The organism is Mycobacterium sp. RTGN4, assembly GCF_033804635.1.
Lineage (GTDB): Bacteria > Actinomycetota > Actinomycetes > Mycobacteriales > Mycobacteriaceae > Mycobacterium.
On the sequence record NZ_JAPZLB010000014.1, the window covers coordinates 79,862 to 105,174 of the forward strand.

Sequence of the window (25,313 nt, forward strand, 5' to 3'; positions counted from 1 at the left end):
AGCCCCTCGGTTTTGTCCGACCAGGAACCAAGGCTCGGGGGCCGCTTCATGTCCGGGTGCCGCTACTAGCGCGGCGGTGGCGGAGCCAGTGAGGCGCACGCCGCAAAGGCCTTCTCCCAGGTCGCCTGGTCCACCCCAGGGGCTGGCGGCTGTGCACCAGGACCACCGGGCGGCGGTCCGGCCGGCTGATCGCGAGGTGCACCAGGCGGCGGCCCACCCGGCTGGGGTGCAGGCATGCCGTTGTCGGTCATGCATTTCGAGAACGCGTCGAAGTCGGGTTTCGCGGGTGCAGCCGACGTCGTCGCCGGCGCGGCGGTGGACGGCGTGGTGGTCGTTGACGTCGTTCCCGAGTCGCCACCCGACGAACACGCCGCGGTTCCACCGACGAGCGCCGTCGCGGCCACCGCGAGCAGTGCGGCTCGAAAACACTTGGAAATCAACGTTCCTCCTACTTCGGCGAGCTGGTGGCCCTGGCGCGCTGAGCCCAGCGCAGCTAGCTGGCGGGTCCCGGTGTCTGGTCGGCGCATGCTTGCTGCGCCTTCGCCCACGTCTGTTCGTCGACGCCCGGCGGGGCGGCGGGGCCTGCGGGCGGCGTTGGCACCCCGTGCTCGGCCAGACATTGCGCGTAGGCACCGTGCTGCGAGGTGGGTTGGGTGCTAGTCGGGGCTGGTACCTGCTCGGACCCACACGCGCTGAGTAGTCCGGCCGCGGCGAGTCCAGCCACCATCAGTCGAGGTCGCACGATCCCGCGCATCAGCCGACGAACCGCGCGAGCCGGGCGGACAGGTGCGGCACCAGGCCACCGTCGGCGTCCACGCGCTCCTCGACGTAGGCGAGGTCGCCGCCCTCGACAATGCCGTACAGGCGCCTGGCCCCGCCCACCAACGCACCCGACTTGCTGCGGGCCAGGGCGTCCGTGGCCAACTCCCACGACGACAGGTTCAGCGGGTGGCCGTAGAACAATTCGACATAGCCGGCGGAGTGGGCGAGCAAGAGCTCGATGGCCTGCGATTCGCCCGGATCGCTCGGGTCGTCGACGAACCGCCAGTAGCCGGTCTCGCGGAGCCCAGGGTTCTCGTAGTCACCGGATTCGGACAGCCGCCAGGACCGGGCTTCCCAGTTCAGATATTCGCCGCCGTCGTGGGACACCACGATCTGCTGGCCGAAGCGATAGTCGCCGGCAGCGGAGTGGCCTTCGCCTTCGCCTCGCCACACTCCGACGAGCGGCAACAGCGCGAGCAGCGCGTCGTTGAGGTTGACACCCTGGCGCAGATTGGCGGTGTCGGTAGGCAGGGGGAGGTCGTCGAAGGCCGGGAGGTTGCGGGCGGAGGTCACCTTGCTGCGTTCAGCGGCCGCGGCCAATGCCTCGTCACCGGATGCGGAGATACCGCCGATCGAAGCGTCGGCTGAATCGTCTGCGGACGTCACAGGTCGTCGGTGACGAGCCGGTAGACCGCGTACAGCGCGAACCAGGTGATGACCACCACCGCCGCTACGAGCATGATCTCGAAGAAGAGCACCACGATGTTGAGTCTAGTTCCTCGGGAGCGGACGGAGGAGTTGGGTCACGCGGCCGCCGCCCCCGTGTTAGCGGTCAGGCGACCTTGACGTCGACTTCGTGGATGCCTGCACCCGACGGGGCAACGCTGGCATCGCCGTTACCGGCAGGCGAGAGCGCACGTAGCGTCCACGTCCCCGGCGCGGCGAAGAACCGGAAGTCGCCGGTGGCCGATGCCACGACCTCGGCCGTGAATTCGTCGGACGAGTCGAGCAGGCGCACGAACGCCCCGCCGACGGCCTGGCCGGTGCCGTCCAGGACACGGCCCGTGATGACCGTCTCCTTCTCGAGGTCAACGTTGGCGGGCAACGTCAGTCCTTGCTTCGGTGCGGAGCACATATCTCAACTTCCCAACTCGATCGGGGCGCCCACCAGGGAGCCGTATTCCGTCCAACTGCCGTCATAGTTCTTGACGTTCTTGTGGCCCAACAGTTCCTGCAACACGAACCAGGTATGCGACGAACGCTCCCCGATCCGGCAGTACGCGATGGTCTCCTTCTCGCCGTCCAACCCGGCCTCCGCGTACAGCTTGGCGAGGTCGTCGTCGGACTTGAAGGTGCCGTCGTCGTTGGCCGCCTTGCTCCACGGAACGTTGATGGCGCCGGTGATGTGCCCTGGGCGCTGGCTCTGCTCCTGCGGCAGGTGGGCAGGCGCCAGGATCTTGCCGGAGAACTCGTCGGGGGAGCGGACGTCGACCAGGTTCTTGGTGCCGATGGCGGCGATGACCTCGTCGCGGTAGGCCCTGATGCTGTCGTCGAGCGTCTGCGCGGTGTACGACGTCGCGGGGCGTTCGACCTTGTCGGCCGAAAGCGGGCGTGCGTCGAGTTCCCACTTCTTGCGCCCGCCGTCGAGCAGCTTGACGTCGCGGTGGCCGTACAGCTTGAAGTACCAGTACGCGTAGGCGGCGAACCAATTGTTGTTGCCGCCGTAGAGGATCACGGTGTCGTCATTGGAGATGCCCCGGTCCGACAGCAGCTTCGAGAACTGCTCCGCGTCGACGAAGTCGCGGAGCACCGGATCCTGGAGATCGGTCTTCCAGTCCAGCTTGACGGCGCCGGCGATATGCCCGACGTCGTAGGCGCTGGCGTCCTCGTCGACCTCCACGAAGACGGTGTTGGGCGCGTCGAGATTGCTCTCCGCCCATTCGGTGGTGACGAGTACCTCGGAGCGAGCCATTACGAGAACCTTTCGGTAGCTTGGTATTTCAGATTAAGAAGGGATGGGGACCCGGCGCAGGCGAGCGACGAGCGGGTACAGCTGGCAGCCAAGGCAGATGCCGAAGGCGGCGTTCAGGAATGCGGCGATCAACGCGAACGCCGTTGCGATGAGCCCGACCAGACTCAGTCCCGTGGCGAAGCCGGCGGCCCCGATCACGGCAAAGACGAAGCCGACGGCTTGGGCGAACTTCAGCGGCGGTACTGGCTCCCGCTCGGTCACCGGACCGAGCCGCGGTGCGACCAGGGTCGCGAAGATCCGACCGTACGGGTGCTTGCGCGGGCCGCCGACGGCGCCGATGGCGAAGACGACGGCTTGAAGGCCGAGGATGACGGCCGCTGCGGTGTTGCTGAAGGTGGCGGCGACCAATGTGGCCACGATGACGGCGGTGGTGACCCAGGCCGCGAAGCGCGGGCCCCGGACGTCGACCTGGTCTGGTCCGGTGATCTTGTTCGACATGAGAATGCTCCTGATTGTTGTCAACACGGATCGCGGGCATACCCGCGGGGGCTGCTCCTAGCGCGGCGCAAAGTACTGCGCGGCTACTTAGCAGCTACGACAACAACAGCGACAACCCGCAACGCGGCACAGGTCGACTGTGCGGCGCTTGGTGAGCACTAGCTCGAGGCGGGCGGACACGTCGGCCATGGTACCTAAAGAGCCTCCGAAAGACGAAGCCGTCAAGCCACTAGTGGTTCGAGGGCAGCGCGCAGGTCAGCGGCCTTCGGGACGCCGGTCATGCGGAACTGCGGGCGCCCATCGGCGGCGAAGATGATCGTGGTCGGCAGCGACAACACCGAAAGTCGACGCGCGGCGGCCGGATTGGCGTCCATGTCGATCTCGACGTGGGCCACCCCCGGCAGTTCGTCGCACACCTGGTCGACCACCCTGCGTACCGCCGCACACGGTCCGCACCACTCGGCGGTGAAGTGCAGCACCGTGGGGCCGGTAGTGGAAAGCCCCAGATCGGAAGCAGCTTCAGCCGACAAGTCGGCAGCTTTCGTGGCGTCGCGCAGCATCCCGGAACGCAACGTCAGCAGCCGTCCGACGAGGTACGCCACCCCGAACGCAGCGATGGTCACGGCGACCACGACGACGACAGATGAACTCATGACTGTCTAAACCCACTTAGCGGCACGGTTACTCCCGTGGTGATGCCTTCGATGATGAGGTCGGACCCGCGGGCGCCCTCACTGGTCGGTTTGAGGCCGAACGGCAGTTTCTGGCCGGGGATGCTGGTGCTGAACGCGGCCAGCACCGCCGCCTGCTTCTGCTCGGGGACCTCGTGGTCGGCCGTGCCTGCGCCGGTGAGCACCCCGGTGGCCTTGAGCACCAGTGTCGTCTGTTCCTCGCCGACCACGGAGAGGTCGACCGAAACGCTCACCTTCTCGTCGACGCCCGCCGACTTGGGGGTGCCGGTGAAGACGAGCCCCGAGTTGCTCGAGATTCCCGACTCGGTGGTGCCACCCGTCGGGTCGTTGGTCTCCCTGGATGGAGCCTCGACGAGCAGGTCCTTGATCTTCATGAACCGTCCGACGTGGGTCGAGTCGATGATGATGCGGCTCTCCAGCTTTCGGATGGGAAGCTTGGCGTCCGGTTCCACCAGCCACGACGTCTGGCTCAGGTCGACCGAATGCATGGTGGCCTCCAGCGACACCTTGCCGACGACCGGGTGGTCGACGCCGCCTGCGCGAATCTCCACCTCGCGATATCTGTGGCGCATTGCCTGCGCGGTAAAGGGGAATCCGAGGATTCCGACCCAGGGGTCGAAATCCAGCCCGTTCGCGCTGCGCACGCTGCGCGCCCACCGGTACTCCGCGTAGATTGCACCGCCGAAGTCAGCCCCGACGGAAGCGACGACCAGGGTCGTCACCGTCGCCACTAGTCCGATCAGCACCTTGCGCACTGGGTCATTCTGGCTTACCGGAGGTCACACCCACGCTCAGCGCGGCTAATCGGCTGGTAGCGCGCTATCGTTAGGCCATCGTTGGCCGGTAACGGCCACGTGTCAGCCATGAATCTGGGAGATGACCGGACACTGACGTCTGGTTCGTCTCCCAGAGGCGTGATGGAGGACCCGTTGGATCTATTGCTACTGACCGTCGACCCGCATCCCGATTCGGTGCTGCCCTCGCTCTCGCTGCTCGCACACACCGTGCGGACGGCGCCTACCGAGGTGTCCTCGCTTTTGGAGGCCGGTACCGCGGATGTGGCGATCGTCGATGCGCGCACGGATCTTGCGGCCGCCCGCGGCTTGTGTCGGCTGCTCGGTACGACGGGGACGCTGGTTCCTGTCGTTGCCGTGGTCAATGAGGGCGGACTCGTCGCCATCAACGTCGACTGGGGGCTTGACGACATCCTGCTGCCCGGTACCGGCCCCGCCGAGATCGATGCCCGACTGCGGCTTCTGGTCGGCCGCCGCGGAGGCGCCGCAGAGCAGGAGAACCTCGGCAAGGTCAACCTCGGCGAGCTGGTGATCGACGAGGGCACCTACACCGCCCGACTGCGAGGCCGCCCACTCGACTTGACCTACAAGGAGTTCGAGCTGCTGAAGTATCTGGCGCAGCACGCAGGTCGGGTGTTCACCAGAGCGCAGCTGCTCCAAGAGGTCTGGGGATACGACTTCTTCGGCGGCACTCGTACCGTCGACGTTCACGTGCGCCGATTGCGGGCCAAGCTCGGCCCCGAGTACGAGTCGCTGATCGGCACCGTGCGCAACGTCGGTTACAAGGCTGTTCGACCCGCCAGGGGCCGCCCGCCCGCGCCCGGTGCGGAGGTCGCCGATGACTTCGAGGACACCGACGCCTACGCCGACGCGCCGGAGCCGCTGACCGACCCGCTGCACAGTCAGTGACCGCGCTGGCCTGGCACGCCACGCTCTCGGATGCCGACCAACGAAGAATTCGCGATGTCATCGCCGCGGCCCAGGATCACGACGGCGTCGCCCCCGTCGGTGATCAGGTGCTGCGCGAGCTCTCGCACGACCGCACCAGGCACCTGGTGGCAGAAGACGGCGGGACGATCGTCGGCTATCTGAATCTGGTTGAGGCGACCACCGATGCGACGGCGATGGCGGAGGTCGTCGTCCACCCAACTGTCCGGCGCAGGCGTATCGGTGCGGCGTTGATCCGCACTGGGCTCACCGAGGGCGGCGCCGGCGCCAGGGTCTGGGCGCACGGGAACATCGAGTCCGCCAGGGCGACGGCATCCGCTCTTGGCCTGGTGGCCGCGCGCGAACTCCTGCAGATGCGTCGGGCGCTGGCCGACCTTCCTGCCGACCCGGTCCCCGATGGGGTGCGGGTGACGACGTACCCGGGCCCCGACGCCGACGAAGAGCTGCTGCGCGTCAACAACGCGGCCTTCGCGTGGCATCCCGAACAGGGTGGCTGGACCGAGGCCGAGTTGGTCGAGCGGCGCGCCGAGCCGTGGTTCGACCCCGCCGGATTGTTCTTGGCTTACGACGAGGAGTCCGGAAAGCTTCTGGGGTTCCACTGGACCAAAGTGCACGGGCCCGAGCTCGGTGAGGTCTACGTGGTGGCCGTCGATCCGACGACCCAGGGCCGTGGCGTTGGTGCCTTGTTGACACTGGTCGGTCTGCGTCATCTCGCGGAGCGGCTGGGCGCCGATGCGACGGTGATGCTTTACGTCGAGGCAAATAACTCAGCCGCCGTAAGGACCTATCGGAAGCTGGGTTTCGAGGTCTTCAGTACGGATGTCGCGTACACCCTGCGTTAGCCCCTCAGCTGTGAAGCTGCTGAGCCTGTTCACCTTTCGTTCACTTTTCATCCCCGAGCCGTCCATGCGCGGCGAATACGTTGCCGGAGAGTCTTGAGGCCGACAATCGAAAGTGGGATAAGTGAAGCTCAATCGCTTTGGCAAGGTACTTGGCACGACGCTCTCGGCGACGGCCATCGCAGCCCTGACGCTGACCGCCTGCGGCAGTGACAACAACGCCGGAACCTCCTCTTCCAGCGCTTCGGGAAGCTCGTCGTCAGCCTCCGCCGACTGCGGTGGCAAGAACACGCTGACCGCCGAGGGCTCGACCGCCCAGCAGAACGCGATCGCCGAGTTCAACAAGGCTTGGGGCCAGGCGTGCAGCGGCAAGAACCTCTCCTACAACGGAACGGGTTCGGGCGCGGGCGTCACGCAGTTCCTCGCCAAGCAGGTCGACTTCGCGGGCTCCGATTCGGCGCTGTCCAAGGACCAGGTCGACCCGGCCGCACAGCGCTGTGGCGGCAACCCGGCCTGGAACCTGCCGCTGGTGTTCGGCCCCATCGCGTTGGCCTACAACGTCGCGGGTGCCGACAAGCTGGTGCTGAACGCCGACGTAATCGCGAAGATCTTCACCGGCGCCGTCACGACTTGGAATGACCCGGCCATCGCCGCACTGAACTCCGGTGTGACGCTGCCCGACACCAAGATCACCCCGATCTACCGCAACGACTCCTCGGGCACGACCGACAACTTCCAGAAGTACCTGACCGCCGCTGCCCCGCAGACCTGGACCAAGGGTGCGGGCAAGGAGTTCCAGGGCGGTGCGGGCGAGGGCGCCGCGAAGTCCGCGGGCGTCGTGCAGGCCGTGCAGGCCACCGACGGTGCCATCGGGTACGTCGAGAAGAGCCCGGCGGCGGCGGCGAACCTGCCGTTCGTCCAGATCGACAGTGGCGCGGGCGCGGTCGCGTTGACCGACGAGTCGACGAAGGCTGCGGTCGGCGACGCGAAGTTCAAGGCCGACGGCCCTGACCTCGCGCTCGACCTCGACGCGCTGTACGCCACCAAGGCCGCGGGCGCATACCCGCTGATGCTGGCGACTTACGAGATCGTCTGCTCGAAGGGTTACGACGCCGACACCGCCGCGGCGGTCAAGTCGTTCCTCACGGTGGCCGCAAACCAGGGCCAGGCAAACCTGTCGGCGGCCGGGTTCGTCCCGCTGCCCGACGCGTTCAAGGCGCGCTTGCTGAAGTCCGTTGACGCAATTGCGTAGTTGCCTGGCGCGACTGCACGAGAACGGTGAGGATGGGTTCCGGGACCAATGACCGATAGGGTCGACGTGACGATACCGAATCCAGCGGACGCGGGATCGGGTGAAGTGATCGCTTCACCCTTTCCCGCACCGGAACCCATCTCCACCAACCCCTCCAAGGGTGCGAAGGTTCGCTTGGGAGACAAGATCTTCCGCGGCCTTGCGGAGGGCGCGGGCATTCTGATCGTCGTGCTCATCGCGGCCATCGCGGTGTTCCTGCTGTGGCGCGCGATTCCTGCGTTGGCCCGCAACCAGGAGAACTTCTTCACCTACGGCGGCAACTGGATCACCACCGATACGTCGGCGATGCATTTCGGCATCCTCGACCTTTTGCTGGTGACCGTGTTCGTCTCGGTGTTCGCTCTGGTTATCGCGATGCCAGTGGCGCTCGGCATCGCGATATTCCTCACCCAGTACTCACCGCGTCGGCTGGCCGGACCGCTCGGTTACATGGTCGACCTGCTCGCCGCGGTGCCGTCGATCGTTTACGGCGTCTGGGGGATCTACGTTCTTGCACCGGTGATCAAGCCGTTCGCGCTGTGGTTGAACGAGAGCCTCGGCTGGATCTTCCTGTTCAAGACCGGAAGCGCGTCGGTGGCCGGCGGCGGCACCATCTTCACGGCGGGCATCGTGCTCGCGGTGATGATCCTGCCGATCATCGCCGCCGTCACCCGGGAGGTGTTCGTCCAGACGCCGCGCGGTCAGATCGAGGCGGCGTTGGCGCTCGGTGCCACCCGGTGGGAGGTGGTCCGCACCACGGTGCTTCCGTTCGGCCTGTCGGGCTACGTCAGCGGTGCCATGCTCGGCCTCGGCCGTGCGCTCGGCGAGACCATCGCACTACTGATCATCCTGCGCGGGGTTCAGAAGCAGTTCGGGTGGTCGCTCTTCGACGGCGGCTACACCTTCGCCAGCAAGATCGCTGCTGCCGCAAGCGAATTCAACGACGAATACAAGGCGGGGGCCTACATCGCTGCGGGTCTGGTGCTGTTCATCCTGACGTTCGTGGTGAACTCGCTGGCCCGCGCCGCCGTCGCAGGGAGAGGTGCCAAGGCATGACGTCGACACTGGATCGACCCCTGAAGGTCGCGACCTTCCAGGGCGTGAGCGTGCGCCGCAAGATCACGAACACCGCCGCCACTGTGTTGGTCACGGTATCCGTCTTGATCGCACTGGTTCCGCTGGTGTGGGTGCTCTACGCGGTCGTCACCAAGGGCATCGACGCGGTGACCCAAGCGGACTGGTTTACCCACTCGCAGGCGGGCACTACCGCATTCGCGGCAGGCGGCGGCGTCTACCACGCCTTGGTCGGAACGCTGTTGCAAGGCCTTGTCTGCTCGATCATCTCGGTCCCGATCGGCGTGATGGTCGCGGTGTACCTCGTCGAGTACGGCGGCGGTACCCGACTCGGCAAGTTCACCACCTTCATGGTCGACATCCTCACCGGCGTGCCGTCGATCGTCGCGGCGTTGTTCATCTACGCGCTGTGGGTGGCCACGTTCGGCTTCCAACGCTCGGGGTTCGCCGTCTCACTGGCTCTGGTGCTGCTGATGATCCCGGTGATCGTGCGGGCCACCGAGGAGATGCTGCGCATCGTTCCGATGGACCTGCGCGAGGCGAGTTACGCACTGGGCGTGCCGAAGTGGAAGACCATCGTCCGCATCGTGATTCCGACGGCGTTGTCCGGCATCGTCACCGGCGTGATGCTGGCGTTGGCGCGCGTCATGGGCGAGACGGCGCCGCTGCTGATCCTGGTGGGTTACGCAGCGTCGATCAACTTCGACATGTTCGGCGGCTTCATGGGCTCGCTGCCGGGCATGATGTACGACCAGATCGCCGCAGGCGCCGGGGCGGGCGGGGGCAACCCCGTGCCAACGGATCGACTGTGGGGCGCAGCGCTGACCCTGGTCCTGCTGATAGCGGTGCTCAACATCGCCGCACGGCTCGTCGCCAAAATCTTTGCCCCCAAGAAGGTTTAGGAGTTTCCATGGCCAAGCGGCTTGATCTCAAAGACGTCAACATCTACTACGGTGCCTTCCACGCGGTGTCCAACGTCGCACTGTCGGTGCAGCCCCGCAGCGTGACGGCCTTCATCGGCCCGTCGGGCTGTGGCAAGTCCACGGTGCTGCGCACGCTGAACCGCATGCACGAAGTCATCCCCGGCGCCCGCGTCGAGGGCTCGGTGCTGCTCGACGGCGAGGACATCTACGGAGCGGGTGTCGATCCGGTGGGCGTTCGCAAGACCATCGGCATGGTGTTTCAGCGTCCGAATCCCTTCCCCACCATGTCGATTCGCGACAACGTGGTGGCCGGGCTGAAGCTGCAGGGCGTGCGCAACAAGAAGACGCTCGATGAGGTGGCCGAACGGTCGCTCAAGGGCGCGAACCTCTGGAACGAGGTCAAGGACCGGCTCGACAAGCCGGGTGGCGGGCTGTCCGGCGGACAGCAGCAGCGGTTGTGCATCGCCCGCGCCATCGCGGTTCAGCCCGACGTGCTGCTGATGGACGAGCCGTGCTCTGCGCTCGACCCCATCTCCACGCTGGCGATCGAGGATCTGATCTCCGAGCTCAAGCAGGACTTCACGATCGTGATCGTCACGCACAACATGCAGCAGGCGGCCCGGGTCAGCGATCAGACCGCGTTCTTCAACCTGGAGGCCACGGGCAAGCCGGGCCAGCTGGTCGAGATCGACGACACCGACAAGATCTTCTCCAATCCGACGGAGAAGGCGACCGAGGACTACATCTCCGGTCGATTCGGCTGACCTCGTAAAGAAGGACTCAGCAAGCTCTGCGGACCAGTAGGGCGGGCTGACAGCGTGCGGGGCTAGCGTCCGATCAGTGCTAGCGCCCCTCACGCCGTCGACGGCCGTCGGCTCGTGGACCCTGGACCTGCCATCGGTTGTACTGATGGCGGTGGTCGGGGGCGGGTACTGGTGGTGTCTGCGCGCCGGGACCCGGGTGGTCGACCGGCGTGCCGCCTGGTGCTTTGCCGTCGGCGTGGTGAGCTGGGGCCTGGCCACGGTCAGCGCGATCGCCGTGTACGCCGAGGTGCTGTTCTGGGTGCGCGCACTGCAGGTCCTGCTGTTGCTGTTCGTCGCGCCGATGCTGATCGCGTTGGGCACTCCGCTGACGGTGTTGCGCAATGCGCTCTCCCGCGCAGCGGCGGCGAGGTTCGATCGTGCGCTCGGCTCGCGGACGGCCCGCGTCGTGGCTCACCCGCTCACCACGTCCGTCGCCATGCTCGCCACGCCGTGGCTGCTATACCTCACACCGTGGTACACCGCCGCACTCGAACGACGATCCGTCGGGACGGTGACCGAAATCCTCTTATTGGCAATCGGATTCGGTTACTTCTATGCGCGGCTGCAAGCGGATCCGGTGCCGCGTCGGTACTCGCAGTTGCTCTCGATGGTGATCAGTATCGCGGAGACCATCGGCGACGGTCTGCTGGGCGTAATGCTGTGGCTGGGTCCGCTCGTCGCGGTCGCCTACTACCAAGGGCTGGGCCGCGACTGGGGACCCAGCCCGCGGGTGGATCAGTCGGTCGGAGCCGGGATCCTGTGGATTCTCGGCGACGTCCTCGGGCTGCCGTTCCTGATGCTGCTCGTGCGCGCCCTGTCCGTGGACGAGAAGGCGCGCGCGGCCGACGTCGACGCCGAACTCGATCGAGTTCCAGAGGCGCCGCCCGAGCAGGTTGCCGAGTCGACGCTGTGGTGGAAGAACGACCCGCAGCTACACGACCGCTTCAGTTGACGCAGGGGATCTCGGCGCCGCTGAGCGGCTGACCCTGATCGGGCGTGGGCGTCGTCGTGGTGGTCGTCGTTGTCGTGGTGGTGGTCGTTGTCGTGGTCGTCGTGGTGGAGCCTTCGGAGAACCATCCAGGATGCGCTGACGTTGAGGACGCCGACAGTTCGTCGGCGCTCGGCGGGCTGTAGTCGTCGCCGAGCACGACGTGGACGTGCCCCGATTCGATGCCGCTGTCGGGCTCGGTCGGGATGTCGCCGAGCAGCCCGCTGATGTCCTCGGCGTCGCGTTCGGCGCCCGACCCGTATTCGATCACCGTGCTGGTGGGGTCCTCGGCAGTGGCGTCGCGGATCTCACCCACCGGATACCCGTGACCGGCAAGTTGCTCGGACATCGACGCCGCGACACCGCTGAGCCGACTGGCGTTGACGACGTCGACGATGCTCGACGGTGAATGTGGCGACGTGGTGGTCGGGCCGCCGTCGCTGAACGCGGCGCGGACCTGGGCCCGGATCTGCTTCGGATCGATGATGTTGACGTCCTGGCCGTTCTTGACGTCGTATCTCAGCACCGGCAGCGTCTCGTACTTGGCGCTCGGGTCGGCGAGCGCGCTGAGGCGCTTCAGCCGGTTGACGTCCCAGCCGTCGGAGAAGACGATGTCCTTGCGCGCCACCGCGAGCAACTCCTGCAGCTTGCCAAGGTTGGAGAACGTTCCGGAGTCCTGCAACTGATGGATGACCGACACCAGGAACGCCTGCTGACGGTGTGTCCGGTCGAGGTCGCCGTTGTCCAGTCCGTGGCGCTGACGCACGAAGGCCAGGGCTTGCGTAGCGTTGAGCCGCTGATGTCCAGCGGGCAGATCGGCACCCGAATAGTCGTCGTGGACAGCGTGATTCAGGCATACTTCGACGCCGCCGAGCGTAGCGGCCAAGTCGTAGAAGCCGGCCAGGTTGACTTCGGCGAAGTAGTCGATGGGCACCCCGACGAGGTTGCGGACCGCGCTGAGCGTGGCTGCGCGGCCAGCCTCGCGGCCCTGCTTCTCCAGCTCGGACTGGTCGCTGACGCCCTCGTCGACGAGCTTCTGCTCGGTGTAGAACTTCGTCAGCCCGTAGGCCTCCTTGATCTTGATGTGCCGGTATCCGGGGACGCGGTTGAACGCCACGTAGTCGTCGCGCGGGATCGAGAACGCGGTGACCTTGTCGTCCGGGCTGACGTGCATCAGGATCAGCGTGTTGGTGTTGTAGCCACCCTGGTCGGAGTCTCCGGCGTGGAGTTGGTCCAGGACCTCCTGCGGCAGGTCGTTACCCTCCTGGTCCTTCCGCGAATCGAGCCCGATCAGCAGGATGTTCATCGCTCCGCCGCTGGACCGGTCGCCGTCGCCGGGTAGCGCGGCCGAGACGGTGAACCCACCCAGCAGGTCGTGCGCGCCCCACCAGAGCGTCCCCGTGACCAGCAGCGCCACGGTGGACATCAGGGCGACCAGGCCCCGGCTGGCCACACGAAACCACGCCGACCTGGGTTTGGCCGTCCTGGGCATCCGGTGGGACGTTGTGCTGCGCCGGTTCATCTCAGCGCGAGCTCCCAACGAATGTGCCGACCGTGATCACCTGATAACTACAGCAGGCCGGGGCTCGTTCAGCGAGTTTGCAGTGAAATGCGAGCGGTCGGCTACGGCGTCAACACTACCCGCGTGCCCGATGGCTCGGCCGCGGTCCAGACCTGCGCGACCTCGGCAAGCGGCCGCGCCAGCGTGCTCAGGTGCAGTTGGCCAGCGGCAACCATGTCGAACATTCGCGGCAGGGCCTCCACTCGCGCCCGCCCGAGCACCTCGGGGGGCACGCTGCCGAGTCCGACGCCGGACAACACGATGCCCGTGCTGCGGAGAATGCCCGCCGGGAGGTTCATCGTCAGGCCGGCCATCGAGCCGATCTGGACGAACCGGGTGGCGTGGTAGTGCGCCGACGGATGGCTGTCGGCCAACGCAGTGAGCAGCCGTTCGGCGGGCTCGCCCCAGAGGTAGTCGAGCACCGCGTCGAAGGGTCGTTGCGCATGCAGTGCGGAAACCCTGGCGAAGGGCTCGTCGTCGCCGAGCGCGATGGCGTCATCGGCGCCGACGGTGCGCAGCCAGTCGAGCCGGGTGGTGTCGCGGCCGAGTGCCACCACGACGCCCGCGCCGAACACCGACTTGGCCAGCTGAACGGCCATCGATCCGGTGACCCCGGTGGCCCCGAGCACCAGCACGTGGTCACCGGGCTTCACCGCGGCCGCGTATTCGAGTGACATCCAGGCGGAGACGCCGGGGTTCGGGATGGCGGCGGCAGTGACGGAATCGACGCCGTCGGGGACCACGAACGTGCCGTGCGGGCTGATGAGCGTCTGCTCGGCCATCATTCCGTAGGGGGCCAGCGCGCCCGTGTAGACGCGGCGACCGTCGTCGAGCCGAGCGACCCCGTCCACCCCTGGGATAGCGGGTAGCTGAATTTCCTTGCTGGCGTAATGCTTTCCCGACATCAGGCCGCGTGTGAGATTGGTCAGCGCGGATGCCTCGACCGCCGCCACGACCGCCCCGTCGCGGGTGGCAGGGTCGGGGAAGTCGGTGTAGACCGGTATCTGGCCCCATTGGTCGACGACGGCAGCCTTCATCGTTCGTCCCTTCGTTTCGTGAGAAATGGTTTCTATAGAAACAATGTATGCACCCAAGGCCCAGATGGCAAGATGGTTTCCATGAAAACCAAGGCGGAGCTCATCGCCGCCATCAACGAGCTGATCGGTGCGGTGGGGGACAAGTTCGAAGGCGATGACGACGGCGACGCCGAGCGCGACTTCATGGCGCAGCACTGCCCGGTTCGCTTGGAGCCAGCCGTCCGCGCGCTGCCCACGTTGTCGATGCACCTGCTTGCCGGAATCGCGGACGGACCGGTCAGCGTGGTCGGTTTGGCGGCCCGATCGGGGCAACTCAAGGGCACCGTGTCCAAGCACGTGCAACGCCTCGTCGAGGCCGGTTTGGCGGCCCGCACGCCGATCCCTGGCAACCGCAAGGAGGTCGAACTAACCCTGACCGACGACGGTGAACTGGTCGCCGAAGCCCATCGCCACCTCCACGAAGAAATGGCGCAGGGGATGGCTGACTTCCTGAAGCGCTACGGGAACGCGGAGCTGGAAGTGTTGGCCAAGGTACTGCGTGACTTGCTCGCGGCCAAGAAGACCGGTGTCCGGATCGACGTTTCCTAGCCTCAGTGCGGCGTCGGAACTTCTTCTTCCTCGGGGAACTGTCCGGTGACCTGGAAGATCACGCGGCGGGCGACCTCGACGGCGTGGTCGGCGAAGCGTTCGTAGAAGCGGCTCAGCAGGGTGACGTCGACGGCCGCGATCACGCCGTGCTTCCACTCCCGGTCCATCAGCACGCTGAAGAGGTGGCGATGCAGGTCGTCCATCGCGTCGTCCTCTTCGCGAATGCGGGCGGCCTTCTCCGGGTCCCGGGTTCGCAGCACGTCTTGCGCGCTATTGCCCAATTCGACTGCGACACGGCCCATTTCAGCGAAGTACCCGTTGACCTCCTCCGGCAGCGTGTGCTGCGGATGACGGCGCCGGGCGATCTTGGCGACGTGCAGCGCCAGGGCGCCCATCCGGTCGACGTCGGCGACGATCTGGATGGAGCTCACGATGGCGCGCAGGTCGCCGGCGACGGGAGCCTGCAGAGCCAGCAGGACGAATGCGGCTTCCTCTGCGCGCACGCTCATTGCGGTGATCTGCTCGTGGTCGGTGATGACCTGCTCGGCGAGGACGAGGTCGGCTTGCAGCAGAGCCTGGGTCGCGCGCTCCATGGCCACGCCCGCAAGCCCGCACATCTCACCGAGCTGGTCGGAAAGAGCGGCCAGTTGCTCATGGTAGGCGGTTCGCATGGGGTAGAGCCTACGGGCTGCGCAGCGAGAACGTCACGACGTCGTGGGTGAACGAAAGGTGAATGCCACCTGCCGCGATACGTGTGCGGGAGGGCCTATTCGCAGGTGGTGTCGGCGGCGTTGGTGACGGTCAAGTCCTCGGGCAGGTGGGTGGGCTCGCTGCTGGTGCCCTTCACCACGTGCACCTGGACCGCGGAGCCACTCGGCGATGGCGGGTTCACCGCGTGGAAGTCGGATCCGAGCACTACCCGCACGGTGTCGCCCGTGTCCGCCACGCGTTCGATCTTGGGGTTGATGAACGACGATGCCACGGTGGCCGCGGCCTCTTCATTCCCGGCGGAGAACATCACCGTCGTGGCGTCCACGGCGCCGGAGTAGTCGTCGGGCTCGACGACGTTGAAGCCGTGCTGTCCCAGCTCACTGGACGCGGTGGCCGCCAGCCCGTCCTCGCCGGTCGAATTGGATACCCGCACGGTGACCCCGCTGGGGTCGGTCGTGACTGCGTTCACCAGTTCGCCACTCGGATCCGTGGGTGGGGCCGTGGCGGTGGTGGCCTCCGGCGTCGCAGGCACCGGGGTGTTGTCCGGGTTCTTCTCCTCGGGCAATGGATCGTCGTTGATGATCGCGTCGAACAAGCCCTTCATGTCGTCGACCCGTGGCGGTTCGTTGCCCTCGGTGTCGGTGACGCCCGTCGGAATCGTCACGAAGGTGACGCGGCCCGCCTTGAGCCCTTGGATCGACTGCCCAAGGTCGACGAGATCCTTGGTCTTGACGTTGTCGACGTAGGTGTCGTCGATGAACATGTTGACGACGTTGTTGAGCTTGCCAAGGTCGAAGAAGACCTCTTGGGACATCATCGACCGAAGCAGTGACGACAGGAACAGCTGCTGACGTTTGATGCGCCCGTAGTCGCCATTGAACTCGGTGGTGACCTGACGGGCGCGTACGTACTGAAGGGCGGCGGGGCCGTCGAGGGTCTGCCGACCGGCGTTGGCCAACACCGTGCCTAACTCGTAGTCCTCCAGAGGCGTGGTGCTGCACACCTCGACCCCGCCGAGCGCGTCGACCATCTTGGAGAAGCCGGAGAAATCGACCGCCATGAAGCGGTTTATCGAAAGCCCTGACAACTTCTGGATTACCTTGACCAGGCACTTGGGCCCGCCAAGGGAGTACGCGGAGTTCAGCTTGGTTTCGGTGTAGACCTGGTCCTCACCGTAAGTCTTGGTTTCCTCGTCATAGAGCGGGCCGTACTCGCCGGTGTCGGGATTCCATGCCTCGCACTTGAGCGGGGTGATCGCTGTGTCACGCGGAAACGACACGGCCACAACGCGTTTGCGGCTGGCGGGGATGTTCACCAGCATGATGGTGTCCGACCGGGAGCCGCCTGCGTCGGCGGTGCCGCCCGCCCCCATGTCGCTGTTGGCGCCGATGCGACTGTCGACGCCGACGATCAGGAAGTTCTCGTCGCCGAACTGCGCGTTGGGGTCGACGATGTCGCGCGAGTTGGGGTCGAGCGCGGCGACCTTGTTGAGGCTGCGATCCTTCGAGGCCTGCCACTGCCACGCCGCACCCGTCATGGCCAGCGCGAGCACCGCGATCAGCGCGGCCGCGACACGACCGACGACCCTGGCTGCGCGCACGTTGCGCTGAGACTTCGAACGGGGCCGTTCGGGCCCGTGGCCGATCCGCGCGGGGTGTGCAGGCGCGCGCCGCTCCGCCGAAAGGAGCGGCAACTCGGACGCGTGCGCAGGCACGACGGGGATGACCTCGGTGGAGGGCTCGTGATCGACCGCTCTGGCGCGGGCTGGCGCGATCCGGACGCGCACTGGCGGAGGTGCCGGCGGAGCGGGAGCCGGGGCAGCCGGGGGAGCCGGGGGAACCGGAACCCGGTGCCGGGTTGGCTCTTGTGGACGTTCGTCGTGCGGTTCGCCTGACACCTTCGCGATGAGGTCGGCGACGGTGATCGCACCGTTGTTGCCCGGGGTGTGCGCGTCGGGCTCCGCAGTGGGTTGGTCGTCGTGCCCGCGACCGCGCTCCCACGGCGCGGCGCCTGGCAATGGTTGGGGGGATCGGGTAAACCTGTGACCGTCGTCACTCGGCTGGCCTCGGGGGTGGCGGCCGGGAGTGGCGTTGTCGCCGTCACTCATGTCCTACCGGCCTCCGACCATGGAGATTGCGCGCCGCGGATTGCTTGCTTCCCGGCACTGGGATTTCTGCTCGTGCGCTTAGTTGTACCTAGTCTTCTAGCAGCACGTAGCGGGTCTCCGCCAGTCGAAGCCCGTATGTGGATCCTTATCGTACTGAGACAACCTGAGAAGCTTCTAGTCCGAGACGGTGTCAGTGACATATCGATACCGAGACGGATCAGCCTCCTGAGTTCATCACGTCGGCTGCCAGGGGCACTGTGCAGTCGTCCGGATCGGTCAGCCATCCGTCGGGAAGCGCCACCGAACCCGGTGAGCCCTGGCGTCCACGCGGGCCTTCGGCGGCTCGCGGAAAGGGCACGTCGGGATCCAACTGACCGACCAACTCGTCGAGCTGGGCGAGTGTCTTGACCAACGCCAACGCCCGGCGAAGGTCGGCTCCTGCCGGGAATCCGTGCAGGTACCAGGCGATGTGCTTGCGCATGTCGCGCATGCCCTTGTCCTCACCGAAGTGGTCGGCCAACAGCGCGCCGTGGCGCCGCATGATGTCGGCCACCTCGCCGAGCGACGGCGGTGTGGCTTGTGCCCGTCCGGTGAAGGCGGCCGAGAGTTCGGCGAACAGCCACGGTCGGCCGAGGCAGCCGCGACCGATGACCACCCCGTCGCATCCCGTCGTCGCCATCATGGCCATGGCGTCCTCGGCGTCGAAGATGTCGCCGTTGCCCAGCACCGGAATGCTGGTGACGTGCTGTTTCAGTTGTGTGATCTGGTCCCAGTCGGCGGCCCCCGAGTAGCGCTGGGCAGCGGTGCGGGCGTGCAACGCGACTGCGGCCGCACCCTCCTGTTCGGCGATGCGGCCCGCATCGAGGTGTGTGTGGTGGTCGTCGTCGATACCGACCCGGAACTTCACGGTCACGGGGATCGACGTGCCCGCGACACCACGCACTGCGGCGGCCACTATCTGACCGAAGAGGCGTCGCTTGAACGGAATGGCCGCACCACCACCGCGCCTGGTGACCTTGGGGACAGGGCAACCGAAGTTCATGTCGATGTGGTCGGCCATGCCATCGTCGGCGATCATCCGCGCCGCGGCGAACGTGGTTTCGGGGTCGACGGTGTACAGCTGCAGCGAGCGCGGCGTCTCGTCGGCCGCGAACGTCGTCATGTGCATCGTGACCGGGTGGCGCTCGACAAGCGCACGCGCAGTGACCATTTCGCAAACGTAGAGTCCGCTGACGGTGCCGGCGCGGGCCAGCTCAAGTTCGCGGCAGAGTGTCCGGAACGCCACGTTCGTCACGCCGGCCATGGGCGCCAGCACGACGGGGCTGCGTAAGGCGATCGGCCCGATCGAGAGGGCCGAGTCGCTGGGGGCTGGAGCTAGGAGGCTGCCGATGATGTCACCAGGAGGTTCTTCATCGCCTTCTTCTCGGCGACCTTGCGCTCACGCTCGAGGCGACGCACCTTGGCCACCTCGAACTTCTCGCAGGTGTCCTCGAGCTCCTCGACCAACTTGCTGAGGTCGTCGCGCATCTCGGCGGCTTCACCGCTGAAGTCCTCGCGCTCGAAGATCCGCCACTTCTTGAGCACGGGCATGACGACGTCGTCGAGGTGGATGCGCGGGTCGTACACGCCGCCGACGGCGATGACGACAGCCTTGCGACGGAACTCGGGCACCGTATATCCGGGCATCTTGAAGTTGCGCAGCACGCGGTGCAGGCCCTTCATCGCCTGGTTGGGTGCGATGTCGAACCCAGCAGCCGACACATCCCGGTAGAAGATCATGTGCAGGTTCTCGTCTGCCGAGACGCGGCCGAGCAGCTGATCGGCGACGGGCTCGTTGCAGGCCTTGCCGGTGTTGCGGTGCGAAACACGGGTGGCGAGTTCCTGGAACGTCACGTAGATGACCGAGTCGAACAGACTCCCGGCGAACATGTCACCCTGGTTGTGCTGGCCGGGGCTGAAGCCGCGGGTCATCTGCTCGATGCGCAGCTCTTCGAGTTCGACCGGGTCGATCGCGCGGGTGACGACCAGGTAGTCGCGCAGGGCGATGCCGTGTCGGTTCTCCTCGGTCGTCCAGCGGTTGACCCACCAGCCCCATGGGCCGTCCATGCTGAAGTTCATCGCGATTTCGCGGTGATAAGAGGGAAGGTTGTCCTCGGTCAGCAGGTTCTGCAGCATGGCGACCTGGGCGACCTCCGACAGCTTCGACTGCTCGGGATCCCAGTCCTGGCCGCCGAGGGCGTAATAGTTCTTGCCGTCGGACCACGGGATGTAGTCGTGGGGGTTCCAGTCCTTGCGCATGGACAGATGCCGGTTGATGTTCTTTTCGACAACGGGCTCGAGTTCGTGCAGAAGCTGCAAATCGGTCAAGTCGTTCGACATTGGCCCCTCCGAGATATCTGTACCTAATGGTTGCACTCAATATAAGTGTGTAACCCGGTGACATTCAAGTTCATCGGGCATGTGTGACGCACTAGTGATCATTGGACCGAACTCGCGGTAATCTCGCCGCGGGCGCAGCGCCCGCTCAGGACATTCGGGGCATGTTCCCAGGGAGGTTGCGACCTACGTGAAGAAAACCGTGCTGCTGGGTGCCGCTGCGGTGGCGCTGGCCCTCGTTGGCGCAGGTCAGGCCGCGGCGGATGACGGCGTGGTGGGCCATAGCTTCGCGGACGCGAAGAGCACGCTGAGCCAGCAGGGGTTCGGAGCGATCGTCTCTACCACCGTCGGAGACCGCCAGGATTGGGACAACTGCATCGTCTCCAGCGCTACCAGGGCGAGTCGCCTCGATTCCTCGGGGTCGTCGACCGGCAACAACATGCTGGTGAACTTGAACTGCTACTCCAGGCACAGCACCGCGAACTCGCCGGGTTACTCCGCGGCCAGTCCCGAAGGGCGCGCTAGTCAAGCCGCCGAGCAGCGGCTTGCCGCGCAGGCACAGGCGGAACTCGACGAGCTTGCTGCCGCCGACCCACAGCAAGGTGCCGAGTAACCCGCAGAGTAACCACCGCTTTTGCCCCTTGTGGATCACTCCAAGGAGTGCTGCGCCAACGTGCGCGCAGCGGTACTATCCCCGCCAGCAAGGCATTTGCGACCCGCGGAGAGATAGGGCACCACGTGAAGAAGTTCATCGTTGTTGGTGCCGGCGCCATTGGTGCGCTGGCTGTGTCGACACTTCTGGGCGGTGGTGTCGCGGCGGCGGACGATTACGCCGGTCAGACGTATGCGGACGCCTCGTCCGCGGCCAGCGATGCGGGCCAGACCGTCGTCGTGGCGGGTCGAGTCGGTGACAAGTTGGCCCAGGACGACTGCATCGTCGATCGGTCGCAGACCGCGCCGTTCGCCAGCGCGAACGACGGCATCCACGTGAGCGACACCGTGCAGGTCTACCTGAACTGCAACGGCACCTATGCCACCGCCAAGTCGCCGGGCTTGTCGTTGGGCAGCCAGTCGGGCCGAGAGTCCAAGGCTGCAGACGACGAGAAGGCGGCCGAAGAGGCGGCCAAGGCCGCGCAGGATGAGCAGGACCAGCTCGCCGACCTCGGCCAGACTCCTGGCGCGCCGGGGGAGTAGCGGCTAGGGGGTGCTGGCCCTGCTGACCAGCATGTCGACGCAATAGTCGATGAATTGCTCGCGGGTCGTCGCCAACCGACCGTAGAGATAGGCCGAGAACAGCGCGGTCAGTGCACCGACCAATCCCGTCGCCACCATCGCCTGCTTGGCGGGGTCGGTGATGAGGGTCAACTTGCGCTGCAACAGCTCGATGAAACTGGGCATCCACTCGGCGCCCGACTTGGCCAGCACGGGCTCCCGCTCCGGTGCGATCAACAGCACGCGGCCGCGTACCGGATCGTCGACCATCAGCGTGACGAACCGTTCGACGGCGTCGCGCGGGGTGTCGGCCGTGGTCAGTGCGGCCATAGCGGCGGTGCACACGTCGTCGTAGACGGCGCGCACGAACTCGTCGCGGTCGGCGAAGCTCTCGTAGAAGTAGCGTTCGGTCAGGCTGGCCGCCCGACACACCGCACGTACCGTCAGTGCGGGCCCGCTCGCGCCGCCGAGCAATTGCACTCCGGCCGCGACCAGTTCGTCGCGGCGCAGCGTCTGCCGATCCTGCAGTGGAACGCCGGACCATCGGCCCCGTCGTTGACCGGAAGACACATTGCTCCTAAGCTCATAGTGACAACGCTCGTAGTCAGAGTCGGGCTCTGACACTCAAGGGAAGTTCGCCAGTGACTCAAGATACTTCTGACGTATGCCCCGTGAACAGCGAAAGGACCGGTGAGCCCGTCATTGCGGCGGGCTGCCCAATGGCGCCAGGCGGCTACGATGCGCCGCCGACGCCCTTGGGGCCTGATTCGCTGACCTGGAAGTACTTCGGTGACTGGCGCGGGATGTTACAAGGGCCGTGGGCCGGGTCGATGCAGAACATGCATCCCCAGTTGGGCGCTGCCGTCGAGGAGCACTCGATCTTCTTTCGCGAGCGCTGGCCACGGTTGCTGCGCTCGCTGTATCCGATCGGCGGCGTGGTGTTCGACGGTGACCAGGCTCCCGCGACGGGAGCGGAGGTGCGCGACTACCACGTCGACATCAAGGGTGTGGATGCCGAGGGCCGCCGCTATCACGCGCTGAACCCCGACGTCTTCTACTGGGCCCACTCGACGTTCTTCGTCGGCACTTTGATTGTGGCCGAACGGCTTTGCGGTGGCATCACCGAAGCCGAGAAGCGCCAGCTGTTCGACGAGCACGTTCAGTGGTACTCGATGTACGGAATGAGCATGCGCCCAGTGCCCAAGACCTGGGAGGACTTCCAGGTCTATTGGGACCACATGTGCAGCGAGGTGCTGGAGAACAACTTCGCCGCCCGTGAGGTGCTCGACCTGACCGAGTTGCCCAAGCCGCCGTTCGCGGAATGGATGCCGGAGTGGATGTGGGCGGCCCAACGTCGATTGGTCGCGCCGTTCTTCGTGTGGTTCACCGTCGGGCTATACCACCCGGCGGTCCGCGTGCTGATGGGATACGACTGGTCTCGGCGTGACGAGTGGCTGCACCGCAGGTTGGGCAAGGCCATCGGCTTCGTCTTCTCGCTACTGCCCGTCCGTGCCCGTATGCACCCGCGCGCCCGCACGGGTTGGGATCGGGCCACCGGGCGCCTCCCCGCCGATGCACCGCTGGTTCACACGCCTGCGCGCAACCTTCCGCCGCTCGACGCGCGCGGCAACGGCATGCACTACTGCCCCGCGGTCTGAGCGCTACCGGCCCGCAGCGTCGGCCGTGCCCATACGATTCCTGGGAACCGGCTGTGGCGAATCGCGCCGCGGCGGTAGACCGAAGGATCGCCTCAGATGACGTGGCAAGTATTCGCAGCGTTGGTGCTTTTAGCGGTCACTGTAGGCGCGCTGCTCGCGCGGACGTGGGCGAAGAACCCGGCGGGCCGAACCCGTAACCTCCGGATCGCCGTGATCACCGGGGGTTTGGCCATCCTGGTGATCATCCTTGGATCGACGACGGTGGTGTCGCCGCGCAACGTCGGGGTGGTCACCACCTTCGGGCGCCCCAGCGGGACACTGAGCAACGGGTTGCACGTGAAGGCGCCGTGGCAATCGGTCACCGAGATGAACGGCACCATCCAGATCGACAACCACACCGGCGACAATGCGACCACGGTCCGGGTTGGGAACAACTCGACGGCATACGTGGACAACAGCGTTCGGTGGCGTATCCAACCCGACGCGGCCGACGAACTGTTCCTCGACTACCGCGACTTCGACAACGTCCGCGACAACCTCGTCACGCGCGAACTCAAGGCCGCGCTCAACGAGGTGTTCGCCGACTTCGATCCGCTGAATCCGGAGAACTCCGATGGCGCCAGCGTCCAGGCGCTCGGCGACGAGGTGGCCGCAAAGCTGCGCACCAAGGTCGGCGGGCAGATCGAGATCATCAATGTCATTGTGCCCCTTGTCAATTACGACCAGGCTACCCAGGACCGCATCAACGCGTTGAATGTCGAGAAGGCCAACACCAGGATCGCCGAGCAGCGCGCCAAGACCGCCGAGGCCGAGGCCAAGGCCAACGCGATCCTTTCCAAGTCGGTGTCCAACGATCCCAACGTGCTGGTGAGCAAGTGCCTGGACGCGGTGCGCGAAAGCGGGCTCAGCCCGCTCGGGTGCTGGCCCGGCACCTCGGCGATGCCGACGGTGCCTGCGGGATAACGAATTCCGTCATCGGTGCAGGTGTCCGCCGAGTCACCCGTCTGCGGAACTCACTGGGACCGTCGGGCCACTGTGAGGTCGAATTTGCGCGTCAGACATGCCAGGGCAAATGGCGCGCAATCGCAAGGGGGTTTCGTAGTCGGTATGACGACTATCTACGAACAACTCGGCGGGACCGCAGCGTTGGAGTCGGTTGTCGCCGACTTCTATGTGCGCGTTTTGGCCGACGATCAGCTGGCCGGCTTCTTCAAGCGGACGAATATGGCGCGGCTCCAAGCGAAACAGGTCGAGTTCTTCGCGGCCGCGCTTGGCGGGCCGGAGCCCTATACCGGCGGGTCGATGCAGCGGGTGCATCAGGGCCGCGGCATCACGCAACACCACTTCAACTTGGTGGCGGGCCATCTGACCGACAGTCTCACGGCCGCCGGTGTGCCGGAGGGGACGATCGGGCAGATCATCGGCGCGATCGCCCCCTTGGCGGACGACATCGTCACCGCGCGTACCGCCTGAGCTCAGCGGTCGATCATCTTCATCTGCTGCTCGCTGTGGTGCCCGCCGGCGGCGGGGGACACCTTGGTCAGCTTGTCGACCTGCTCGGGGGTCAGTTCGACTCCGTCGGCTGCGACGTTCTCCTCGACCCGGGACACCCGCTTGGTACCCGGGATGGGGGCGATGTCGTCACCCTGAGCGAATAGCCACGCGAGCGCGACTTGTGCTGGGGTGGCGCCGACTTCGTCCGCGATGGCCACGACCTCCTCGACGGCGCGCAGGTTGCGCTGGAAGTTCTCCCCTTCGAACCGCGGGTTGGTCTTGCGGTTGTCGCCCTCGTCGAAGTCGTCCGTCGAGCGAATCTGTCCGGTGAGGAAGCCCCGCCCTAGCGGCGAATAGGCGACGAAGCCGATGCCGAGCTCGCGGAGCACCTGCAAGACGTCTTGCTCCTGGTCGCGGGTCCACAGCGAATACTCCGACTGCAGCGCGGTGATGGGGTGCACGGCGTGCGCGCGCCGGATGTTGTCCACCCAGGCCTCGGAAAGTCCGATGTGCCGAATCTTCCCTTCCGCCACCAGCTCCGCGAGCGCGCCGACGGTGTCCTCGATCGGAGTGTTCGGGTCCACACGGTGCTGGTAGTACAGGTCGATCCGATCGGTTTCGAGCCGGCGCAGTGAACCTTCGACTGCGACACGGATGTTCGCCGGTGAACTGTCGAGCTCACCGGGGCCAGCGCCACTGTGGGAGATCATGCCGAACTTCGTCGCCAGCACGACGTCGTCGCGGCGGCCCTTGAGCGCCTTACCGACGAGTTCTTCGTTGGTGTACGGGCCGTATACCTCTGCGGTGTCGATGAGCGTCACGCCCAGGTCGATCGCCCGGTGAATGGCGCGAATGGATTCGGCGTCATCGGTGCCCGCCCCTGTGTAGCCAAAGGACATGCCCATGCAGCCGAGGCCGATGCGCGCGACGTCCAGGTCGCCCAGCTTGATGTGCTTCATTCGATTACCTTCTCTCGGTTGAGTTT

29 protein-coding genes are annotated in these 25,313 nt (G+C 66.1%); 13 read left to right on the forward strand and 16 right to left on the reverse strand.

The features are described 5' to 3' along the window. Positions 1-65: 65 nt before the first annotated feature. The 8 genes from SLQ30_RS25525 to lmeA form a co-directional block, all read right to left on the reverse strand. Positions 66-440, reverse strand: a complete 375-nt coding sequence (locus SLQ30_RS25525; protein WP_319449603.1) for a hypothetical protein — start codon at positions 438-440, stop codon at positions 66-68. A 53-nt stretch (positions 441-493) separates the two neighbouring features. Next, a complete protein-coding gene (locus tag SLQ30_RS25530; RefSeq protein ID WP_319449602.1) occupies positions 494-754 on the reverse strand; it encodes a hypothetical protein in 261 nt (86 codons plus the stop codon). Continuing rightward, on the reverse strand, positions 754-1,428 hold the full coding sequence (locus tag SLQ30_RS25535) for an FABP family protein (protein ID WP_319449601.1): 675 nt from the start codon (positions 1,426-1,428) through the stop codon (positions 754-756). Before SLQ30_RS25535 ends, SLQ30_RS25530 begins: the two co-directional genes overlap by 1 nt. 166 nt (positions 1,429-1,594) lie before the next feature. Then, complete coding sequence (locus tag SLQ30_RS25540; RefSeq protein WP_319449600.1) at positions 1,595-1,897, reverse strand: DUF1416 domain-containing protein; 303 nt, start codon at positions 1,895-1,897, stop codon at positions 1,595-1,597. Between the two features lie 3 nt (positions 1,898-1,900). Next, the gene (locus SLQ30_RS25545) at positions 1,901-2,734 is read right to left on the reverse strand and encodes a sulfurtransferase (protein WP_319449599.1); all 834 of its coding nucleotides are present in this window, start codon (positions 2,732-2,734) and stop codon (positions 1,901-1,903) included. A 33-nt stretch (positions 2,735-2,767) separates the two neighbouring features. Continuing rightward, entirely contained in the window at positions 2,768-3,232 is a 465-nt protein-coding gene (locus tag SLQ30_RS25550) for a DUF4395 domain-containing protein (RefSeq protein WP_413468182.1), read from the reverse strand. 221 nt (positions 3,233-3,453) lie between these two features. After that, complete coding sequence (locus tag SLQ30_RS25555; protein ID WP_319449598.1) at positions 3,454-3,885, reverse strand: thioredoxin family protein; 432 nt, start codon at positions 3,883-3,885, stop codon at positions 3,454-3,456. Then, the gene (gene lmeA / locus SLQ30_RS25560; RefSeq protein WP_319449597.1) at positions 3,882-4,679 is read right to left on the reverse strand and encodes a mannan chain length control protein LmeA; all 798 of its coding nucleotides are present in this window, start codon (positions 4,677-4,679) and stop codon (positions 3,882-3,884) included. Before lmeA ends, SLQ30_RS25555 begins: the two co-directional genes overlap by 4 nt. A 162-nt stretch (positions 4,680-4,841) precedes the next feature. Between lmeA and SLQ30_RS25565 the strand changes: the two genes are divergently transcribed. From SLQ30_RS25565 to SLQ30_RS25595, 7 genes are all read left to right on the forward strand, one after another. Beyond that, positions 4,842-5,627 carry a response regulator transcription factor gene (locus tag SLQ30_RS25565; RefSeq protein WP_319458342.1) on the forward strand — a complete coding sequence of 262 codons (786 nt, stop codon included), beginning with the start codon at positions 4,842-4,844 and terminating at the stop codon, positions 5,625-5,627. Further along, on the forward strand, positions 5,624-6,508 hold the full coding sequence (gene mshD / locus SLQ30_RS25570) for a mycothiol synthase (RefSeq protein ID WP_319449595.1): 885 nt from the start codon (positions 5,624-5,626) through the stop codon (positions 6,506-6,508). Before SLQ30_RS25565 ends, mshD begins: the two co-directional genes overlap by 4 nt. A gap of 121 nt (positions 6,509-6,629) precedes the next feature. Then, a complete protein-coding gene (gene pstS, locus SLQ30_RS25575; RefSeq protein ID WP_319449594.1) occupies positions 6,630-7,757 on the forward strand; it encodes a phosphate ABC transporter substrate-binding protein PstS in 1,128 nt (375 codons plus the stop codon). A 48-nt stretch (positions 7,758-7,805) separates the two neighbouring features. Further along, positions 7,806-8,852, forward strand: a complete 1,047-nt coding sequence (pstC, locus tag SLQ30_RS25580) for a phosphate ABC transporter permease subunit PstC (RefSeq protein WP_319449593.1) — start codon at positions 7,806-7,808, stop codon at positions 8,850-8,852. Then, positions 8,849-9,772: a phosphate ABC transporter permease PstA gene (gene pstA, locus SLQ30_RS25585; protein WP_319449592.1), complete on the forward strand. Its 924-nt coding sequence runs from the start codon at positions 8,849-8,851 to the stop codon at positions 9,770-9,772. Before pstC ends, pstA begins: the two co-directional genes overlap by 4 nt. Positions 9,773-9,780: 8 nt before the next feature. Then, on the forward strand, positions 9,781-10,557 hold the full coding sequence (pstB, locus tag SLQ30_RS25590; RefSeq protein ID WP_319449591.1) for a phosphate ABC transporter ATP-binding protein PstB: 777 nt from the start codon (positions 9,781-9,783) through the stop codon (positions 10,555-10,557). 145 nt (positions 10,558-10,702) lie between these two features. Further along, positions 10,703-11,548, forward strand: coding sequence for a cytochrome c oxidase assembly protein (locus SLQ30_RS25595; protein ID WP_413468183.1), 846 nt, complete (start codon positions 10,703-10,705; stop codon positions 11,546-11,548). On the opposite strand, the gene SLQ30_RS25600 is transcribed toward SLQ30_RS25595, so the two are convergent. Together SLQ30_RS25600 and SLQ30_RS25605 are read right to left on the reverse strand one after the other, a co-directional pair. Beyond that, a complete protein-coding gene (locus SLQ30_RS25600; RefSeq protein ID WP_319449589.1) occupies positions 11,541-13,106 on the reverse strand; it encodes an LCP family protein in 1,566 nt (521 codons plus the stop codon). The genes SLQ30_RS25595 and SLQ30_RS25600 overlap by 8 nt on opposite strands. A gap of 101 nt (positions 13,107-13,207) precedes the next feature. Continuing rightward, a complete protein-coding gene (locus tag SLQ30_RS25605; RefSeq protein ID WP_319449588.1) occupies positions 13,208-14,182 on the reverse strand; it encodes a zinc-binding alcohol dehydrogenase family protein in 975 nt (324 codons plus the stop codon). An 81-nt stretch (positions 14,183-14,263) separates the two neighbouring features. Here SLQ30_RS25605 and SLQ30_RS25610 point away from each other — a divergent pair, with 81 nt between their 5' ends. Further along, positions 14,264-14,770, forward strand: coding sequence for a MarR family winged helix-turn-helix transcriptional regulator (locus SLQ30_RS25610; RefSeq protein ID WP_319449587.1), 507 nt, complete (start codon positions 14,264-14,266; stop codon positions 14,768-14,770). A 2-nt stretch (positions 14,771-14,772) separates the two neighbouring features. Here SLQ30_RS25610 and phoU read toward each other — a convergent pair whose 3' ends face one another. From phoU to SLQ30_RS25630, 4 genes are all read right to left on the reverse strand, one after another. Next, the gene (gene phoU / locus SLQ30_RS25615) at positions 14,773-15,441 is read right to left on the reverse strand and encodes a phosphate signaling complex protein PhoU (RefSeq protein ID WP_319449586.1); all 669 of its coding nucleotides are present in this window, start codon (positions 15,439-15,441) and stop codon (positions 14,773-14,775) included. Positions 15,442-15,536: 95 nt separating this feature from the next. Then, a complete protein-coding gene (locus SLQ30_RS25620; protein WP_319449585.1) occupies positions 15,537-17,588 on the reverse strand; it encodes an LCP family protein in 2,052 nt (683 codons plus the stop codon). Between the two features lie 217 nt (positions 17,589-17,805). Further along, entirely contained in the window at positions 17,806-18,978 is a 1,173-nt protein-coding gene (gene dusB / locus SLQ30_RS25625) for a tRNA dihydrouridine synthase DusB (protein WP_319449685.1), read from the reverse strand. Beyond that, positions 18,963-19,967, reverse strand: coding sequence for an acyl-ACP desaturase (locus tag SLQ30_RS25630; protein WP_319449584.1), 1,005 nt, complete (start codon positions 19,965-19,967; stop codon positions 18,963-18,965). Before SLQ30_RS25630 ends, dusB begins: the two co-directional genes overlap by 16 nt. 187 nt (positions 19,968-20,154) lie before the next feature. Between SLQ30_RS25630 and SLQ30_RS25635 the strand changes: the two genes are divergently transcribed. Together SLQ30_RS25635 and SLQ30_RS25640 are read left to right on the forward strand one after the other, a co-directional pair. Next, positions 20,155-20,577, forward strand: a complete 423-nt coding sequence (locus tag SLQ30_RS25635; protein ID WP_319449583.1) for a hypothetical protein — start codon at positions 20,155-20,157, stop codon at positions 20,575-20,577. A 125-nt stretch (positions 20,578-20,702) separates the two neighbouring features. Next, positions 20,703-21,158: a hypothetical protein gene (locus SLQ30_RS25640; RefSeq protein WP_319449582.1), complete on the forward strand. Its 456-nt coding sequence runs from the start codon at positions 20,703-20,705 to the stop codon at positions 21,156-21,158. Between the two features lie 3 nt (positions 21,159-21,161). Here the strand turns inward: SLQ30_RS25640 and SLQ30_RS25645 are convergent, their stop codons facing one another. Next, positions 21,162-21,746, reverse strand: a complete 585-nt coding sequence (locus tag SLQ30_RS25645; protein WP_319449581.1) for a TetR/AcrR family transcriptional regulator — start codon at positions 21,744-21,746, stop codon at positions 21,162-21,164. Between the two features lie 71 nt (positions 21,747-21,817). On the opposite strand from SLQ30_RS25645, the gene SLQ30_RS25650 reads away from it, so the two are divergent. The 3 genes from SLQ30_RS25650 (at position 21,818) to SLQ30_RS25660 (ending at position 24,307) form a co-directional block, all read left to right on the forward strand. Further along, entirely contained in the window at positions 21,818-22,834 is a 1,017-nt protein-coding gene (locus SLQ30_RS25650; RefSeq protein ID WP_319449580.1) for an oxygenase MpaB family protein, read from the forward strand. 96 nt (positions 22,835-22,930) lie between these two features. Further along, positions 22,931-23,797: an SPFH domain-containing protein gene (locus SLQ30_RS25655; protein WP_319449579.1), complete on the forward strand. Its 867-nt coding sequence runs from the start codon at positions 22,931-22,933 to the stop codon at positions 23,795-23,797. Between the two features lie 144 nt (positions 23,798-23,941). After that, entirely contained in the window at positions 23,942-24,307 is a 366-nt protein-coding gene (locus tag SLQ30_RS25660) for a group 1 truncated hemoglobin (RefSeq protein WP_319449578.1), read from the forward strand. 2 nt (positions 24,308-24,309) lie between these two features. Here the strand turns inward: SLQ30_RS25660 and SLQ30_RS25665 are convergent, their stop codons facing one another. Then, positions 24,310-25,287 (reverse strand): aldo/keto reductase, encoded by a 978-nt coding sequence (locus SLQ30_RS25665; protein WP_319449577.1) that lies wholly within the window; start codon positions 25,285-25,287, stop codon positions 24,310-24,312. Positions 25,288-25,313: the final 26 nt, after the last annotated feature.